Genomic DNA, 18,547 nt, shown 5'->3' with positions numbered 1-18,547 from the left:
GATAAAAATAAGATATCAAATGCTTTTTGAAAAAACAACGAACTCATTTCATTAACTCCCATGATTATCAAATCATCACTCGTTGAAAGATGCCGCACTATCATCACGTAAAGAAAATAATCATATACTACATCTAATATATTAAATTATCATAGATGGATATCTTCTTCATAATATGATAAAGTTCGTTGGTATTTAAGAAGATCGTAGAACATTAGGGAATAATAGGATGTTAAACGTAAATGTGTTTGATATTTTAACTATCGTAGTATTATGTATTATATTGACACTTAATTTTCACTATTTCTGGTCATTAATACGCAATCCCATAAATTCATATAAAAGAATACGCAAAGCTTTTTCTGAAATTTACAAAAGTCAGCGCAATATATCTCCTAACTCTTCCACCCCCCTCAAAAAAGATTTGGAAATAAAACCTACGAGGAAAAAACAAACGTCTAAAGATACAACAGAAGAAAATAAAAAAAAACATCCAATAAATCTTGCAATGAGAAAAGAAGAATTGTAAAATAAAAGACATATTTCTATTCCATTCTCCTTGTAAGCTATCCCTATCTAAGATAATAAAATTTTTGCAAAGAGACAAATAGACCAACAGACAAGACGTATAGGTTTATTTTGCGGATTATTGTTCTAATTAAGCGTTATAGTGTTATTTCAAAATTATTTTTTTTGAATCTTTTAGTATAGTAATGATCTTTTGGAAATCGCACTTGCCTTCTTTAACCTCCTCCTCTATTAACTATCTATAGCGTAAAATCAGCAGAATATGCCAACCTCTGTACAAACATTTCTGAATTATAAAATAGTTATTATTTTATTATCGGATTATAGGAAAATAAGATGCTGGATATACAATGGATTCGCCAAAATCCAGACACATTTGATATAGCTTTAAAGAAACGCAATCTTGAACCTCAATCTGAATGCATTTTATCCTTAGATACGCAGTATCGTTCCCTTATAAGACAAATTGAAAAGATAAGAGCACAGCGCAATTCCAAGTCCGAACAAATTGGACAAGCTATAGCAAAAGGAAATCTACTACTTGCGGATACAATAAAAGCCGAGGTATCCACTATAAAAGAACAATTACCCTTGCTTGAAGCAAAAGAGAATGAAATAAAATCTTCGTTGAATCAAATTCTTTCCTGTATCCCCAATATTCCCCTAGAAGATGTTCCTATCGGTGCAAATGAAAAAGAAAATATCTTGATACGTTCCGTAGGAAATAAACCCAATGCAATACATCTTTCTAAAGAACATTTTGAAATCGGAGAAGAGCTTGGCTTGATGGATTTTGATCGTTCTGCTAAATTATCAGGAGCGCGTTTTTCTATATTAGCAAGCCATCTTGCCCTTTTAGAGAGAGCATTAGGCCAATTTATGCTAGATCTTCATACTTCAGAACATGGTTATACGGAAGTATCTGCCCCTTTATTAGTGCGGGATGAAGCCATGTATGGCACAGGACAGCTTCCCAAGTTTGCAAATGATATGTTTTGTACAACCGATGGACGCTGGCTTATTCCAACGTCTGAAGTGAGTTTGACTAACATCTTTTCTAACGAAATAATAGATTTTAATCTTTTACCGTTACGTCTTGTAGCCTTAGCCCCCTCTTTTAGATCAGAAGCTGGATCTGCCGGTCGAGATACACGCGGCATGTTAAGACAACACCAATTTTGGAAATGCGAACTCGTCTCTATAACTAAAGAAGAAGAGTCCCATATAGAGCATGAACGTATGTTATCTTGTGCAGAAAAAGTTCTTAAAAAGCTGGATTTGCATTATCGCATTGTATCATTATGCTCAGGAGACCTTGGATTTAGTGCATGTAAAACCTATGATTTAGAAGTATGGTTGCCTGGTCAAAATCTTTATCGTGAAATTTCTTCTTGTTCCAATTGCGGGAGCTTTCAGTCTCGACGCATGAACTCTCGATACCGTGATTCATTCAATAAATCTTTAAAATTTACCCATACACTCAATGGCTCAGGAGTAGCAGTAGGACGTTGTCTTATTGCAATTTTAGAAAACTACCTTAATAAAGATGGATCAGTTACCATACCAACTATTCTGAGGCCATATATGCATAATTTAGAAGTCATTAAAAAGAACATATTATGGAGTAATAGATGAGAATCCTACTTACCAATGATGATGGAATTCAATCCAAAGGATTAATAGCCTTAGAAGATATAGCCAGAAGCATCTCAAACGATATATGGATATGTGCTCCAGAAATGGATCAAAGCTGTTTGGCAAATTCTTTAACAGTCTCTAGAAGTTTAGCTTGCCGTACAATCAGTGAAAAACGCTTTGCAATCCATGGAACACCTGTTGATTGTGTCGTCGTAGCTCTCCAGAAAATACCTGGGAAAAAACCAGATTTAATCTTATCTGGCGTAAATGTCGGGACCAATACCTCCAACCATGTTGCGTATTCCGGAACATTAGCAGCTGCTTTTGAAGGAAGTTTACAAGGAATTCGCTCCTTTGCTCTGAGTCAAGCTTATACCTATGAAAATATGATTCCTTGGGGAGTGGCAAAGACACATGCACCTAAAATTCTACAGCAATTATTGAAAGCCAATATTCCTAATAGTACTCTCTTTAATATCAACTTTCCTCGCTGTTCTCCACAAAACGTAAGAGGAGCAGTAGTCACAGCGCAAGGAAAGCCTTATTTTTCAATTGACGCAAAACAAATTTCTGAAGATGGAAATTTATCGCATTATTCCTTGGATTTTCGTGATCGTTCAGAAACTATGTGCGAAAAATCTGATGTTTTTGCTATACAAAACGACATGATTTCGGTCACTCCTATTAAAACCGATCTTACAGATTATGATTCGCAAAAATGTATATCCCTATCTTTTGAAATATGATTTTACATACGTAGAACGATAGAATGTTCGTCAAATTATTTTGAGGGAGAATAATCATGGTGCGGAATAATAGGATCTTTTTTATAAAATAATAAAAATACTCTCAAAAAATTATTTTGCAGTATAAAATAAACAAACATTTGCCCTAATAAGTTTCTTTTATAAGAAAGAAATTTCTGATCTTTAGGAAAATATATTTATGAAATGAAGTAGATTTTTATATTTTCACTCAAATATAAACTTTGATAACCTTATATTCCCCATATAAATAAAGGGAAGCCAATGAACGTATTTTATAGATATATAAATAAATATTATAAAATTTTAGCGAAGACTATTTTCTGTTTTCTGTTAATATTAGTTTCGACAAGTGACAAAACAAATGCAGAAAATATTTTAGTACTACCTAGTAAAATTACCAACTATCATAATAGATTAGTAGAACAAAAAAACAACCCTGAAAAACAGGTTATTCCAATTCCACTTCCAACTAAACAGGAATATCCAAGTAATACTAATAATAAAACAATTGATCAAAATACCCTTCTTGCAAAAAAAGGTTTTGTTGATAAAAATAACCTTTATAGTAGCATGTATTTAAGTAAAAAAATTCCTTTACCGAATAAATGTTTATTATTTCCTCCTGATAACAATAGCTTGCATCTTAATAATTGTATAGAAAATAAATCACCGAATTCTAGTAAAAAAAATATTTCGCATACAAGAAAAATACCAAAATATAAAAAAAACAATCCAAAAAAATCAGGAAATATAGCCCCCGCTTTTAAAGTGAAAAATAACCAAAAAATCAAACATATTCAGTATAAAAAAAATAACTATTCCCCCCAGATTCACCCGATAAAAAATCAAAAAACAAAAAACAATTTTCCCAAAAGTACTGTAAAAACTATTGAAAATAACCAAAATAAATCTGAAGGTTATTTATGGCCGGTTAAAGGAAATATAGTCAATTTTGTAAAAAATAATAATGGTATTGATGTTTTGGTTCCTCCTAATACACCAATAAGAGCAGCAAAAGATGGTATCGTTATTTATGTAGGAAATGATCTTATAGAATTGGGAGATATGATTTTAATCCGTCATGATAATGAGATGGTAACTGTTTACAGCCATATCAATACGCCGTATGTCCAAAAAGGGCAAAAAGTATCTCGCGGACATACGATTGGCATTTCAAGAATCAGCGATGATAAAAAAATATCAAAAGTACATTTTGAATTAAGACAAAATGCAATAGCAGTAGATCCTATAGCATTTCTTGAAAAAACATCTTACACTCAAAAAAGCGACCAATAAATATCCTTATCAATATCTCCTCATCCTGAGATGTATAAATAATCGTGGAAATTAGGAGTTATATTCAAACCGAAAAGGAAAACTAACTGCTTTTCTTTTCTTCAATATTGCAAGAATAGCCTTGCATATTTTATTTTTTCGATATAGACTTAGAAAGTGTAATTTTATAAGGATATTTGGGCCTTTTTGTGGTTTTTATAGAGCTTTTTTATGAATTTTTCTGATCTCGGCCTGAGCCCAAAGGTTGTTTGTGCCGTTGCAGACGCGGGATATGTTGATCCTACGCCTATACAGGTTAAAACCATTCCTTTAGTTCTCCAAAGACACGATGTATGTGGCATTGCGCAGACCGGCACGGGGAAAACAGCATCTTTTGTATTGCCTATGTTGACTATCCTTGAAAAAGGTAGAGCTCGTGCTCGTATGCCTCGCACTCTTATATTGGAACCCACAAGAGAGCTTGCATCACAGGTTGCAGATAACTTTCAAAAATATGGGAAGAATTATAATTTAAATATCGCCCTCCTCATCGGCGGCATCCCCTTTGAAACGCAAAATAAAAAATTAGAACGAGGCGCAGATGTCTTGATATGTACCCCAGGAAGAATTCTTGATCATTTCAATCGAGGCAAATTGTTGATGAACAACATTGAAATCCTTGTTATTGATGAAGCCGATAGAATGCTTGATATGGGTTTTATCCCTGATATTCAGAGTATTACCAGTCTCATACCATTTACTCGTCAAACCCTTCTATTTTCAGCGACAATGACAGAAGAGTTGCAAAAAGTATCTGAAAAATTTTTGCAAAATCCTAAGCGGATTGAAGTGAATACACCTTATTCGACTGCTGAAACTATAGAACACTGCTTTGTTGCAACATATCCACAATATTCTAAAAAATTTGGCCTCGTACAAAAATTAATACGTGAGCAAGATGCAATTAAGAATGCTATTATCTTTTGTAATCAAAAAAAAGATGTTGCAAGTCTTTGTTGCGCATTAGAAAAGCAAGGGTTTTCAGTTTGCGCTATTCACGGGAACATGGATCAGAGATCCCGCATTAAAATATTGGATAGTTTTAAAGAGGGAACTATCCAGCTAATGGTTGCATCTGATCTAGCAGCACGTGGATTGGATATCCCTGATGTTGGACATGTATTCAATTTTGATGTTCCAAATCGCCCTGAAAATTATATTCACAGAATCGGGCGCACAGGGCGCGCAGGACGCTCCGGAAAGGCTTTTACGCTTGTCACAAGCGAAGATGTTAAATATATTGACGCCATTGAAAAGCTAATAGAAAAAAAGATTAGTTGGCTCGATGGAGATCTATCGACTCTACAACCCTCAGAAAAATTGGATGAGACACAACGGAGTAATACTACTAAAAATAAAAACATACAAAACACTTCAACGAAATTATCTCATAAGAAAAAAAAATACTCTTCTCAAACATCGCGTATCCCATCAAAAGAAGAAGTGGTTATATCTCAGCCGTATCAAGATACCCAAGAACATGACATCGGCGCCGTAGGATTCAAGGGGAATGTTCCTGCATTTATGCTTCCTAGAGAAAAGAAAATTTAAATTACCAAAGATCACCGTAAAATCCCGTCATTCTGGAGGGATATATAAAGAGCAAATCCCGAAGAACTTTAAAGGTTATAGGCTTTTGCTAAAACATAAATATAATCCTGATCTTTTACGCATTATATCTTGAAAAATAATTTGCTGATCATCTATTTTGATCATAATATAGTCTTGAATAGTTTTCTCTTTGTTATAGCTGAGGATCATGATGGTTTCGTCAGAAAAAAACGAGCGTTATCAAGAAAATAATTCCTTAGGATGTTTGTATAACCAAGAAGAATTAGAAAAAATTTTTTACCTTTTTCCTTAAAGTGGCCATCACCTAAAGGAGAACTATATTATGTCAATAACTTTACATTGGCCATAGCCGTATTACTGTCAGCGCAATCTACAGATGTCAATGTCAATAAAGCGACAAAATCCCTATTTGATATAGCGGATACACCTCAAAAAATGCTCGCAATAGGAGAGAAAAACCTCCAGAATCATATAAAAACTATCGGGATTTATCGTAGAAAAGCAAAAAATATCATTTCCCTATCACATACGCTTATCAATGAATTTGACAGCGAAATACCCAAAACACTAGAAGAACTAACAAGACTCTCTGGAATAGGACGAAAAGGAGCAAATGTTATCCTATCTATGGCTTTTGGAATTCCAACTATCGGCGTAGACACACATATATTTCGCATCGCCAATAGAATTGGACTGGCCCCTGGCAAAACTCCTAATCAAGTTGAACAATCTTTATTACGTATTATTCCTCAAAAACACCAATACAACGCCCACTATTGGCTTGTCCTACACGGACGATATGTTTGCAAAGCCCGCAAACCACAATGCCAATCGTGTGTTATTTCTAATATTTGCAAACGAGTACAACAATAGCCTATAAAAATTTATTTTCTGATCAATTTATATTTATTCACTAAAATCAAAGATCGTATCTTGAAAACTATTGGGCCATTCAAAAAAATTTTCACTCAAATCTTCTTTCGGATCAAAAAAAGTAGATGTATATTTGTGCTCTTGCGATTTTTCCGACAAACTAAAACTATGTTGCATGGAATCATCCCTATACATAAATCCTGGATTACGCCCTTCTCGAAATCCATGAGTAATATAGTGTCGAGTCGCAGAATCCTTATCAGAACCAAAGACCTGGCGTAAATCATCATAACTACCAAGATATAAATATGGATTAAAAGTGATATCTCTTCCTTCTCGCAGACCAAAATCAACAAAATGTTTCTTAGATGCATTTACATCATTGCCTATACATTGTACCAAATCTCCATAAGAAGCAGTATATTCTAAGATAGATTGTTGTTTTATATCAGCTAAATCAATTTGGTCATTAGAAAAACGTAATGACTCAACATCTATTATATCATCCACTTCATTTCTGAACATATCATAAATAATAGCTTCATTCTTAAAACGATATATTTTATAGTCATTCTTTAGCATAGAATAGACCATTACATCCCATCCATCAGCGCCATAGAAAGTATCATTCCCACCAGATTTAAATAGAGTATTATTCGCACTATTGCCAATTATGGTGTCATTACCAGCCCCTCCTATAACCGATTCTATAATAGTATCCCGTGCGATGGTCACATTTTTCTTGTAACCACCAATACTAGACCAAGATTCTGGATTGAGATCAATATAATTATCAAACGTTCCAACAGATTGCACATCTAATAAATCACTGCCACCTGAATCATAAATTGTTTGAATAAAAGGACTATAACCTTGTTTAACTTCAATTTTATGAATAGTATCTCCAACAAGTGTTTTAGGAGCGCCATATATCTTTTGCACAGCGACAATATCAGCAACCATTGGCGTAGCACAATAACCAAAAGAAGCATCTGTCGTACGATTCTCATTTTGATCAAAGTAAGACATAACTGACGTTAAAAAAGAATCATTTGCATATTGATTATCAACCCCATATGTTGGCGATCCTCCATTATATGGTCCTGCATGAAGCAATCCTAAGGCATGCCCAATTTCATGAATTGCATTATGCGATAAAATAGTTCCTTTATCTATTCCATAAAAATCTACATCTCTCGCATCTAGGTTAATTTCCATAAAATATCTGAAATTATTCTTAGGGATACATATATACCCAAAATCATTACTTTTAAATTGAATATCAGATAGATTCGAGGTTTCTTCAAAAGTAATATTTACAACTTTAGACCATTCTCTAAACGCCCAACGAACAATCTCTTGTCCATTAGCATTCAATTCGGTCACGTCAAAAGATAATCGATGATCTGTATATACAGTAGGCTGATATTTTAAAAAATAATTAGCCCAATATGAATCTCGCAATAAGTAATCTGCTATGCTTTCTGTGGTATACACAGGCTTGATATCATCCACTTTTTCAATACCTCATAGCTATAATATCTAAAATAAAAAACATAAGAATCTCCTTCCGCTAGAAATTATTAATATTTTATTTTTTACCAAATTGATATTTCAAATAAAGTTAAAATTTATACCAATGATATTCTTCGACTATTTATAATTAAGTGCCATTAAATAAATATTATATATTTTCATTATTGCTAAATTAGCTCAAGTAATATATTTTATAGCATTACAATCTATTTTTACAACATATTTTTTTTAAAAATAATTTTTATAAAATTTTTATATTATGATTAAAATAAATTTTTTAATTATAATAGTATAAAAAGGAATTTTTATGTATTATTTAAAATACTTATTTAAAATTAGAGAAATATATTATTCTTTTTTTTCTTACTATATTTCCAAGTCTTTTCATAAATATTCTTTATTTGACTAATCCCCTCTACATGATGCATATTTATGATAGCGTCATCGGGGCACAGAGCCAAACTAACCTTATCGCCCTAAGCGTTATAACACTTTTTCTTTACGCACTTTTTTTTGGCTTTGACTTGATACGCTCAAGAATGTTTATTGAATCCTCTCATTCAATAGAACGTCTTTTTAAATTTTATATCATAACTACCATAAAAAAACATGATTCAGACCATACTTCCCTGCTATCAACAGTTTCTGCGTTAGATCAACTCAAACAATTTATTAGATCACCTGTTTTACCCGCTTTTTTCGACCTCCTGTTCACTCCTATATTTATTATATCAAGTCTTTGTATCCATCCATTGCTAGGATCTTGGGCGATAGTAAGCGCAATTCTTCTCCTTACAACAAGCTATTTGTTTCAAAAAAAGAATGAACGATTGGAGCAAAGGAACGCCACCAATAAACAAAATGAAATAAATTTTAGCAAAGCAATACTGAGCAATCCAGAATACATGCATATTCCTACTACACGTGATTTTCTATTAACACACTGGGATCAAAGGCGTTTTTCCTCACAGGCTTCTCAATCACTCATAGCGAAGAAAAACTTTTTTGGAATATCCTTGATCAAAACACTCCGCATGACTTTGCAATCATCAATTCTAGGAACAGGTGCTTGGTTGGTTATCCATCAAAATTTATCAGCCGGCTCCATTATCGCAACTTCTATTATCACTACTCGAGCAATTGCTCCTTTAGAACAAATGATGAATGCTAAAAAATATCTTAAAATTGGCTTTGAATCTTTGAAATATCTCATAGATTTAAAAAAAAATTCTGATCTTTTAAATTCATCCAATCAAACAAATCATCCCATCACCACACAACTACCAAATAGTACTATCATCTTCAACAACATAACACTACGACACAAAAAAACATCTCGCCTTATTTGTAAAAATTTATCTTTTACCATTCCAGAAGGAACATGTTGTGTTGTTTCTGGGCCAAATTATTGCGGAAAAACTAGTTTTTTTCTTTGTATGCTTGGACTACATTCTTTAGAAAACGGAACTATATCATGTGGAGATAGAGAGATATCCCGCAACTTTATCGAATATTTCCCTACACAAATTGGTTATCTTTCACAAAATTGCACTTTGTTCCCAATGAACATTATAGAAAATATTACCCTATCTAATGATGAAAATTCATTAAAAATAGCACAAAAAGCAACAAAAACTATAGGATGCGACGATGATATCTCTTCTCTAAAGGATGGATATCAAACCATTTGTCCTTCTCAGGCAATATCCGATAACCTCGCACAAAAAATATGTTTATCACGCATCATAGCACATAATCCTCAAATCCTTTTGATCGATGAATCGCTCCATCAATTAGATAATGTAACGAAAAATAATTTTTACATGCTTCTCAAAAAATTTAAAGAAAACAAAAAAACAATAATCATCGCCTCTCATGATCCTAAAATTATCGACATATCAGATTTTGCGTTGATATTTAATCCTATAACAGACCCCTTTTTTGGATCAATACAAGATATTTTTAACACCAAAGTATCTGCTAACACTCAAATAAAAACTTAAAATAATGTACAATATTTTTTGGAAAAATTTTAAAAAACATCACCTTACAACTCTTGCAAAAACGATTATTCTTTCTACTATTGGAATCGTCGGGCTTATAATATGGTCGATTCTGCTTCCTATAGAAATACGCGTTTCTTCTCTTGGAGAAATTTTATATGATAATGATATTGTTGAAATAAAATCTCCTTTTTCTGGTATCATCAACAAATTCCAGGTGAATAATGGTGCCCAAGTTCTACAAGGAGATCCTCTTTTAACATTTGAAGATACCGAAACAAACGATCTTCTTAACCTAAAAAAATCATCAATTACGGATCTCAAATGCCGAATAGATACCGCCAATTCAGCATTAAATTTCCTAAATAGTAAATATGATGTCATCAAAAGGGCTTTTGATATACGCGACGAACAACTATTAGATTTTCTGCGTAATTATCCACCTACTTGTTCCAAGGTTTTTAATTATGAGATATCCAAATTATATAGATCATTAAAACTAAAATTAACTCGTACGCACAATCTTTATTCCAATTATCTTGACCTAGAAGATAAAATATCTCTATCAAATATGCTGTTATTATCTCATAAAAAAGATTTAACAATAACAAAAAATCTTTTTAAAGATAATGTTGTTAGCAAAAACGAATTAAATCAACAAGAGAGAGTTGTACATAAAAGTGCACTTGAATTAACAACAGATCTCAATGCACAGAAAGCTATGTTGCGCCATATAAATGAACTATATGATGAAGCCAATGTAGAGTTTGCTAACTACTTGAAAGACATATCACGCGATTTAGACCATAATCAACGCACTCTCATAGATGAAATCTCAAAAGCCACTATACTCGAAAAAAAAATATCCCAACACACAATTCTGTCTCCGATTATGGGAACAATTGTATACAACCAAAGTTTTTCTTCTAGTAACTATATACAAGAATCACAGCTCTTAATGAAAATAGTTCCTCGTTGTGATCTTACTCATATCAGAGCAAAAGTCGCTCCACAACAAATTCAAAGCGTCAAAAATGGTCAGATAGCTACCGTGCGTTTTCCACATTATCCTGACATCAGAGAAAAAAAATTCAAAGCAATAATCGAAACAATTAATCCAATTATTTCACAAAGGAACAATGATTCTTCGCAAACGCAAAACTATTATGAAGTTATTTTAAAAATTATTGATCCTGCTTACTTCGACAATAAAATAGAACTGCGTAATGGATATCTTGCCGAAATTCTATTTACAGCCGAATACACCACACTTGCTAAAGAAATCATCCGCCCTATTACTAATAACTGGCCTAAAATATTTGAACGATGAAAAGATTGAGAGGAAGTTCGAATAAAAAACATTTGACATCAATCCCTATCAAACATTCAATATAAAACAATTTTTTCCAGTAGGAATCCTTACATAATATACAAAAATATTATTTTTACATAAAATATAACTTCTCTAATACGTCATTATGTTGTAAGAGATACCTTAAAAAGTAATATAGTATAATTGGTAATATTTTTTGCTAGTGAGAAATTTTTATAGATTTTACATAAATTATATGCAATTATGTTCCTTTAGAATTTAAGAATTATTTTACAGATATTTATAAGAGGCATACCATGAATATTAAGGTTTATGAAGATCGCCAACCTCCTCCCCTATACAAACGTCTTTACATCCAAGTACTTGTAGCAATTTCCATAGGCATAGCGCTCGGTCATTTTTTCCCACAAATAGGCGTGCAAATGCAACCATTGGGTGAAATTTTTATAAAAATCACAAAAATGCTTATTACACCAATTATATTCCTTACCGTTTCTACAGGTATGGCACGCATGACAGACATGAAAGTCATCGGAAGGATTTTCTGGAAGTCTATGGTCCTATTCACTATATTTTCATTATTAGCACTGGTGATTGGATTAGTTGTTGGGAATATAGCAGGTCCTGGAGTCGGAATGAATGTCGACTTAAAATCATTGAATCAAACGGGCATATCAATGCCTATCGGGTCATCTCATTCAAAATCTTTTGTTCATTTTTTAGAGGATATGATTCCTCATACAGCTCTCAGCGCTTTGACGTCTGGAAATATATTGCAAACACTAGTCGTTGCCTTGTTGTTTGGAATCTCTCTCTCTCTCGTTGGTAAAAAATCAAGCACTATTACGAAATGTCTCGAAGAAATTAATTTTCCAGTTTTTAAAATGGTCTCTATCGTTATGCGAGCTGCACCTGTGGGAGCATTTGGTGCAATGTCCTTTACAATAGGAAAGTATGGTCTATCTTCAGTTTATAATCTTATCTTTTTAGTCGCCTGTTTATATATGACATCTGCTTTTTTTATTCTGGTCATACTGGGATCTTTAGCACGTTTCTTTAAATTTTCTGTAATCAAATTAATACTCTTTTTAAAAGAAGAAATTCTTTTGGTTTTAAGCACTTCTTCTTCAGAATCTGCCTTACCAGGTTTAATGAAAAAAATGGAGGAGGCTGGATGTGACCGTTCAATCGTGAGTATGGTTGTTCCTACAGGATATTCTTTTAATCTTGATGGAAGTAATATCTATATGACGTTGGCAACGTTATTCATTGCACAAGCGACAAATATTCCCATGAGCTTAGAAGAACAAATTTCCCTCGTCCTTATTGCAATGGTATCATCAAAGGGAGCAGCAGGAGTTACAGGATCAGCATTTATAACGCTAGCCGCAACAATATCTTTGTTTCCATCGCTCCCCATTGCTGGAATGACATTGATATTAGGGGTAGATAGATTTATGTCAGAATGCCGCTCAGTGACAAATTTTATTGGTAATGCAATTATGACAGTTGTTGTAAGCAAATGGGAAAATAAATTAGATCAAAAAGAATTTAAAAAACATATCGGGATCGAGTAAATCCATCGTATTAATTGATTAATTATTTTGAATAATATCTCTTATCTATCCAGTAAAACTACTTTTAAAACCTTTAACAAGCAATGTCAGCGTTGAATAATTTTTTATAGGATAGAAAATAGTCTTTCCCACTTAATATAAGTTATGAAGAACGATTTATAATCGGTATGCTGAATGCATCCATTTAAAGTTATGATTTTTTATTAGAAAGTGATGGAAAAAAACAAATAGGAATATTAATAAAGTACAAAAAATCTATATGATCTATCTCTTCTTTCCTAAAAACGTCTTGTTACGTCATCAATATTTCAAATATTATATAAATACCTTACAGGTTATATACTCATAAAAAATATGTACTAATTAGTAAAAAAAACAACAACTTATGATAGTCTAACTCTGAATCAGGGGATCTTGATTTATAGGTTTTTTATACTATACCACTTTCGTACCTTTTAACATCAAATAATCTTAAGATATAAAAAATATTAATTATGAGAAAGCTCCTCTTTTTACGTATATAGAAGAGAATAATATTTAGATGTATCTAATTAGATTGCAACCATCTTCCTATCCTCATAAATTGAGTAATAGAATATCAAACATTATATTTTTCCCGACTTTTATTCAAACTAATTTATCTACTATATCTCTCAATATTAAAAATTCCTTTACTATTCCAAGAATGATCTCATCATAAATAATTATTTACTCTTAGCGTTCTTTGGGAAAATAATTCTTTATCTCCTAATTTTTACTAATCGTTCAAAAATAGCATCACCTATATGCTCCTTAAAAATCATATTGAGCTTATCGGCATCATAAGCTTCAAAAAACTTATCTGGACTGGCACATCTACTTAGGAAATCATTTGCTTTTTTTCTCTCAGAGGAATCCACTGAATAACTTATTGTAAATATTTTTATTCCTTCTTCTTTGGCAGCATCACAAATTTTTAACACAGAATCAACAGAATGAACGCCCTCATTCTGTGCACCATCTGTCAGCAATACTATAAATTTTTTCACCTCAACAGAATTTTTCTTTTTATGCTCATCATCTTCATTTTTACTATGAAGTTTATTATATGCTTCCTGTAAAATAGGATGGATATCTGTCGCGGTATTCTCGTGCTTTCTTTTATAATGTGAGGAAACCTCTTGTTTAAACTCTTTTATTCCCCAAGTCATAGGAAAATAATGATCAATCCTTTCATTAAAATACATGAATGACATCCGCAATTTATCTTTAAGATTATCAATCTTCCTTACACGCTTGATAAATGTTGCTAAAGCATCGCGTACAAGATATCTTTTACGAATATAATACTGGCTATGATTATCAAGGTTTTTTTCTTCTAAATCATCATCCTCTAGTATCTTTTTATCATTCAATACATAATACAAAGATCTATCACAAGAAACCAGCTCACCAACAATCGGATAAAACGAATCCGAAGTATCAGCATTCTCATTTCTAACAATTCCAATTTTACTACCGACATTATATTGTGATTTTAACTGCTTACTACCAAAACAAGCTCTATCTATAATACTACCCATGGAGCCAGAGTCATCTATTAACCATTGAACCGACACTCCCTCTTCTTTGTGATAATTCTTCTTACTCGTTACCTCTGCTTCACCCACTGTTGTTATTGGCCATGATTTTATGTTTATAAGATTCATAAAAAACAAGGAAAATGGATTTAACGGTAAATTATAGTGCGAATATACGTTAATTATATGGGTGCCTTTTCTATTATAAATATTTACCTTCGTATGCTGAATAATACGTTGACTATCCATCTCTCCAAAATTATTGTATAGACTAATTTTTAAATTATTAAGCAAATATTGCTTTATATTGTTTTCTCCCAGCACAGAAGATAATGCTTTTTCTTTAGATTTATCTTCCACGGAGTTTAATAATTGAACTGAAGCAGAAAGAGCTGCTGTATTCACTGCTTGCACCAAAGAGTTGTGATAATATCCCCAACGAACAAGATCAATAAGTAGACCAATTACCATAAATATAACTGGTAATAGCAATGCAGAAATCACAAAAAAACTGCCGTTGTAACATTTCTTTAACCGTTTGAAATTGAAAAAAAGACTTTTGTTAAAAACCATAAATTGTTCCCGTAATAAATTTTTTGGAATATATATTTCTTAAAATAAAAAAATTGTCTTTGGACTATAAAACTAATTAATCCACAATAACAAGATAGCTTTCATCTTTATAGTCAATAACTCAACAAAATGTACAGATGAAATGTTTTTATTAAAAAACAACAAGGAATAATGGCTTGTATAAAATATAGTTTTTTTGATTTCTTGTTTCATTTAATCTCTATTAAAAGTAGAAAAAAAATATTACGTGTATAACTAATCTAGTCATGATAGATATCGTCAATGCTCTCTTCCAAACACAAAAAGAGATATTATCATAAAATATTCAGATATAGATCTATTGTTATTCGATTTTAACAAGGATCTAATAGCCCAATAATACAAATCCAATTTTTAAATAGTCGATGCCATTTAATTGATGGAATAATTAATTTGATCATCTTAGCATATCTCTAATATTATATTTTTTGCATATCCCAAAATATAATAGAATATCAGTTGTATTGAATGCTCAATACAAAAAGAATAAATTTTCATGTTGCAGTACGAAAGGTAAGGAATACCCTCCATACGCCACAAATAAATTAAAAAATATTATAATCTACTGGTATAAAACGCAGACTGCGCTACCCGAAAATTTCATTTTTAGCAAACCAATAGGATATTTCTTCTACAGCAGTTTGCAAAGAATCCGATCCATGAATTGAATTTTCACCAATTGAAAGACCATATTGATTGCGAATACTACCCTTAAATGCCTTCTTAGGATCAGTATCACCCATAATCTCACGGTTTTTAGATACAGCATTTTCTCCTTCAAGAACCTGTAAAAAAACTGGACCTGAAGTCATTGCCTGTACTAATTCAGAAAAAAAAGATCGATCTTTATGAATAATATAAAAATCCTCAGCCTGCTTTTTATTCATCAAACAAAACTTAGCAGCAACCATCCGTAACCCATTATCCTCTAATTCTTTAATAATAGAACCTATTAAATTACGCTTTACAGCATCAGGCTTTATCATCGAAAAAGTTCTTTCTATACCCATATCAATCCTATCCTTAACTCTATAATCTTCTACTTATCATCGAATTCCACATTAAATTCACTGCGAAATATCCTTTTTAACCTATCTCCAAATATCATGAGCATATCATGCTATATTGCGTTACATTGCAATTATATTTTATATCCCAAAGCATTATTTTCCAATAACTTACTACCATCATTATAAAAAAGTTAGTTTATACCCATTACTTTTCAGGTTTTTCCAATTTGCACGCCCCCATTTAAGACTTGCCTGATCATCGGTATCAATAATAAAAATTATTTTTTTATAATGATCCATATCTCCTATATGCATAGATGCTTGATCAACAAAAAATCGTACCATAGATGCATTAGCGTTATTAGAACTTACTGTTAATAAAATTGGCTGAAAAGAGGCAAGGGCTTCTTCCTCCCCTACATCTATACCATGAGGCATAAAACTGTCTTTTTTCCAAGTCCACAACCGCTCATTCAATGCATCTCGTATTCTTTCAGAGCCACATTGGATAGAGATTCGCAAACCATTTTGGTATTCGCTTTCCAACAAAATAAGAAAGTCATTTTGCCAATTATGCTTGAAACGACAGAAAAGAAAATCTGTCATTTCTCATAAAAGTCTCTCACAAATGTATCTAATAAACGTACTCCAAACCCTGATGCCCAAGATTGATTAATTTCTTTAGGATGATTGCCCGTAGCTGTTCCAGCAATATCTATATGTGCCCACGAAGTATCCTTTACGAATTTTTCTAAAAACTGAGCGGCAACGATAGATCCAGCACCTCGTCCCCCAATATTTTTCATATCAGCAAATTTACTTTCAATGAGTTTATTATACTCATCATTCATAGGCATACGCCAGAGAAGCTCTTCCGTAGACAATCCCGCAGAAAGCAATTGTTCTGCCAACGGATTATTATTTGCAAATAATCCAGCATAAACATTTCCTAAAGCAACAACCATTGCACCAGTTAACGTCGCTAGATCAATCATTAAAGCAGGCTTATAATGGGTATGACAGTACCATAAGGCATCCGCAAGAATAAGTCTTCCTTCTGCATCAGTATTAATAACTTCAATGCTCTGTCCAGAAAGTGACCTCACTATATCCCCAGGACGCTGCGCAGAAGAATCTGGCATATTCTCAACAAGAGCTAAAATACCGATTGCATTGACCTTTGCCTTTCGTTCTGCTAAAACGCTCAGCAATCCAGTAACAGCCGCAGCTCCCGCTAAATCACCTTTCATTTCTTCCATACCATTAGATGGTTTAAGAGAAATACCCCCACTATCAAAAACCACTCCTTTGCCTATAAAGGCAAGAGGCTGATCACATTGATTTCCACCATTCCATTTCATAACCACTAAATATGGAGGACGAGATGATCCTTGAGAAACAGCTAAAAGGGCATTCATTCCAAGCTGAGCCATAGTATCCTTATCAAGAATATCCACTTCAACGCCAAGGCTTTCAAGTTTTTTCACCTGCTCACAAAACTCATCTGTTCCCAAAACATTTGCAGGCTCATTAACAATATCTCGAGCTAGATTTACTCCGTTAACAACGGATTTAATATCTGCTACAACTGGATTAGATTGCTCAAACGTTTGTGTTATAAACGTGACAGAAATACTATCATTAATACTATCATTAGACTGAAGAGAACTGTCTTCTTTCTTCTTGGTCTTATACCGATCAAAATTATAAAGCTTCAATATAAATCCAAGAGTAAAATCTCTTATTTCTTCTTTTGTTATAGGATACTCAGGAACATCAACAAATATTTCAATATTCTTATCTTCTTCAATGAAAGAAGCTGCATTCCCACCTGCCTTTAACCAAGAAAATTTTTCATCTTTAATCCTAGGATCACCTATCCCGACAACAACCAAGCGATCCCAAACACAACCCTCGGGAACTAGAATATTTAAATGTGATTTAGATTCACCCGTAAAATTTTTAACAGATGCTGCCCGCTCCACAACACCTAGAGAACCAACAAAAGAAAGACCTGTCACATCAGAAAAATTTGTTTTTAAAAGAATCGCCATACCCCCTTTTTTAATAAAAGGATTCCTTGCGAATGAAAACTTTATATCCATAATTTTGATTTCACCTATTTGTGTTACTATCTTATGAGAAATCTTCTTTCTCTATAAAATACAAAAATATGGCTGACAATTCTTCCTATATGTAATAAG

General features: G+C 32.6%; 13 protein-coding genes and 1 pseudogene. 9 read left to right on the top strand and 5 right to left on the bottom strand.

Annotated features, from left to right (window positions below; all coding sequences use genetic code 11):
- The first annotated feature begins 229 nt into the window (after positions 1-229).
- The 6 genes and pseudogenes from CKC_RS02260 to nth all read left to right on the top strand — a co-directional run bounded on the left by CKC_RS02260 (position 230) and on the right by nth (position 6,713).
- Positions 230-529, top strand: coding sequence for a hypothetical protein (locus tag CKC_RS02260; protein ID WP_013461867.1), 300 nt, complete (start codon positions 230-232; stop codon positions 527-529).
- 335 nt (positions 530-864) lie between these two features.
- Positions 865-2,163, top strand: a complete 1,299-nt coding sequence (serS, locus tag CKC_RS02255; RefSeq protein WP_013461866.1) for a serine--tRNA ligase — start codon at positions 865-867, stop codon at positions 2,161-2,163.
- Positions 2,160-2,912: a 5'/3'-nucleotidase SurE gene (gene surE / locus CKC_RS02250; protein ID WP_013461865.1), complete on the top strand. Its 753-nt coding sequence runs from the start codon at positions 2,160-2,162 to the stop codon at positions 2,910-2,912. Before serS ends, surE begins: the two co-directional genes overlap by 4 nt.
- A gap of 282 nt (positions 2,913-3,194) precedes the next feature.
- Positions 3,195-4,229, top strand: coding sequence for a murein hydrolase activator EnvC family protein (locus CKC_RS02245; RefSeq protein WP_013461864.1), 1,035 nt, complete (start codon positions 3,195-3,197; stop codon positions 4,227-4,229).
- Between the two features lie 210 nt (positions 4,230-4,439).
- On the top strand, positions 4,440-5,819 hold the full coding sequence (locus CKC_RS02240) for a DEAD/DEAH box helicase (RefSeq protein WP_013461863.1): 1,380 nt from the start codon (positions 4,440-4,442) through the stop codon (positions 5,817-5,819).
- Between the two features lie 208 nt (positions 5,820-6,027).
- A pseudogene (nth, locus tag CKC_RS02235) lies at positions 6,028-6,713 on the top strand (endonuclease III).
- Positions 6,714-6,746: 33 nt separating this feature from the next.
- Here the strand turns inward: nth and CKC_RS02230 are convergent.
- Positions 6,747-8,228, bottom strand: coding sequence for a M10 family metallopeptidase (locus CKC_RS02230; protein WP_013461860.1), 1,482 nt, complete (start codon positions 8,226-8,228; stop codon positions 6,747-6,749).
- 440 nt (positions 8,229-8,668) lie between these two features.
- On the opposite strand from CKC_RS02230, the gene CKC_RS02225 reads away from it, so the two are divergent.
- The 3 genes from CKC_RS02225 to dctA all read left to right on the top strand — a co-directional run bounded on the left by CKC_RS02225 (position 8,669) and on the right by dctA (position 13,162).
- Complete coding sequence (locus CKC_RS02225) at positions 8,669-10,252, top strand: ATP-binding cassette domain-containing protein (RefSeq protein ID WP_244391986.1); 1,584 nt, start codon at positions 8,669-8,671, stop codon at positions 10,250-10,252.
- A 4-nt stretch (positions 10,253-10,256) separates the two neighbouring features.
- Positions 10,257-11,582 (top strand): HlyD family secretion protein, encoded by a 1,326-nt coding sequence (locus CKC_RS02220; protein WP_013461858.1) that lies wholly within the window; start codon positions 10,257-10,259, stop codon positions 11,580-11,582.
- 299 nt (positions 11,583-11,881) lie between these two features.
- A complete protein-coding gene (dctA, locus tag CKC_RS02215) occupies positions 11,882-13,162 on the top strand; it encodes a C4-dicarboxylate transporter DctA (protein ID WP_013461857.1) in 1,281 nt (426 codons plus the stop codon).
- Positions 13,163-13,902: 740 nt separating this feature from the next.
- On the opposite strand, the gene CKC_RS02210 is transcribed toward dctA, so the two are convergent.
- From CKC_RS02210 to CKC_RS02195, 4 genes are all read right to left on the bottom strand, one after another.
- On the bottom strand, positions 13,903-15,294 hold the full coding sequence (locus CKC_RS02210) for a vWA domain-containing protein (protein ID WP_013461856.1): 1,392 nt from the start codon (positions 15,292-15,294) through the stop codon (positions 13,903-13,905).
- Between the two features lie 626 nt (positions 15,295-15,920).
- Positions 15,921-16,343, bottom strand: a complete 423-nt coding sequence (gene ndk / locus CKC_RS02205) for a nucleoside-diphosphate kinase (RefSeq protein WP_013461855.1) — start codon at positions 16,341-16,343, stop codon at positions 15,921-15,923.
- A gap of 180 nt (positions 16,344-16,523) precedes the next feature.
- Entirely contained in the window at positions 16,524-16,949 is a 426-nt protein-coding gene (locus CKC_RS02200; protein ID WP_013461854.1) for a DNA polymerase III subunit chi, read from the bottom strand.
- On the bottom strand, positions 16,946-18,448 hold the full coding sequence (locus tag CKC_RS02195) for a leucyl aminopeptidase (RefSeq protein WP_013461853.1): 1,503 nt from the start codon (positions 18,446-18,448) through the stop codon (positions 16,946-16,948). Before CKC_RS02195 ends, CKC_RS02200 begins: the two co-directional genes overlap by 4 nt.
- Positions 18,449-18,547 lie beyond the last annotated feature (99 nt).

This window comes from Candidatus Liberibacter solanacearum CLso-ZC1, assembly GCF_000183665.1.
GTDB lineage: Bacteria > Pseudomonadota > Alphaproteobacteria > Rhizobiales > Rhizobiaceae > Liberibacter > Liberibacter solanacearum.
The sequence above is the reverse complement of the archived record's forward strand: the minus strand, read 5'-3'. Positions and strand labels throughout refer to the sequence as shown.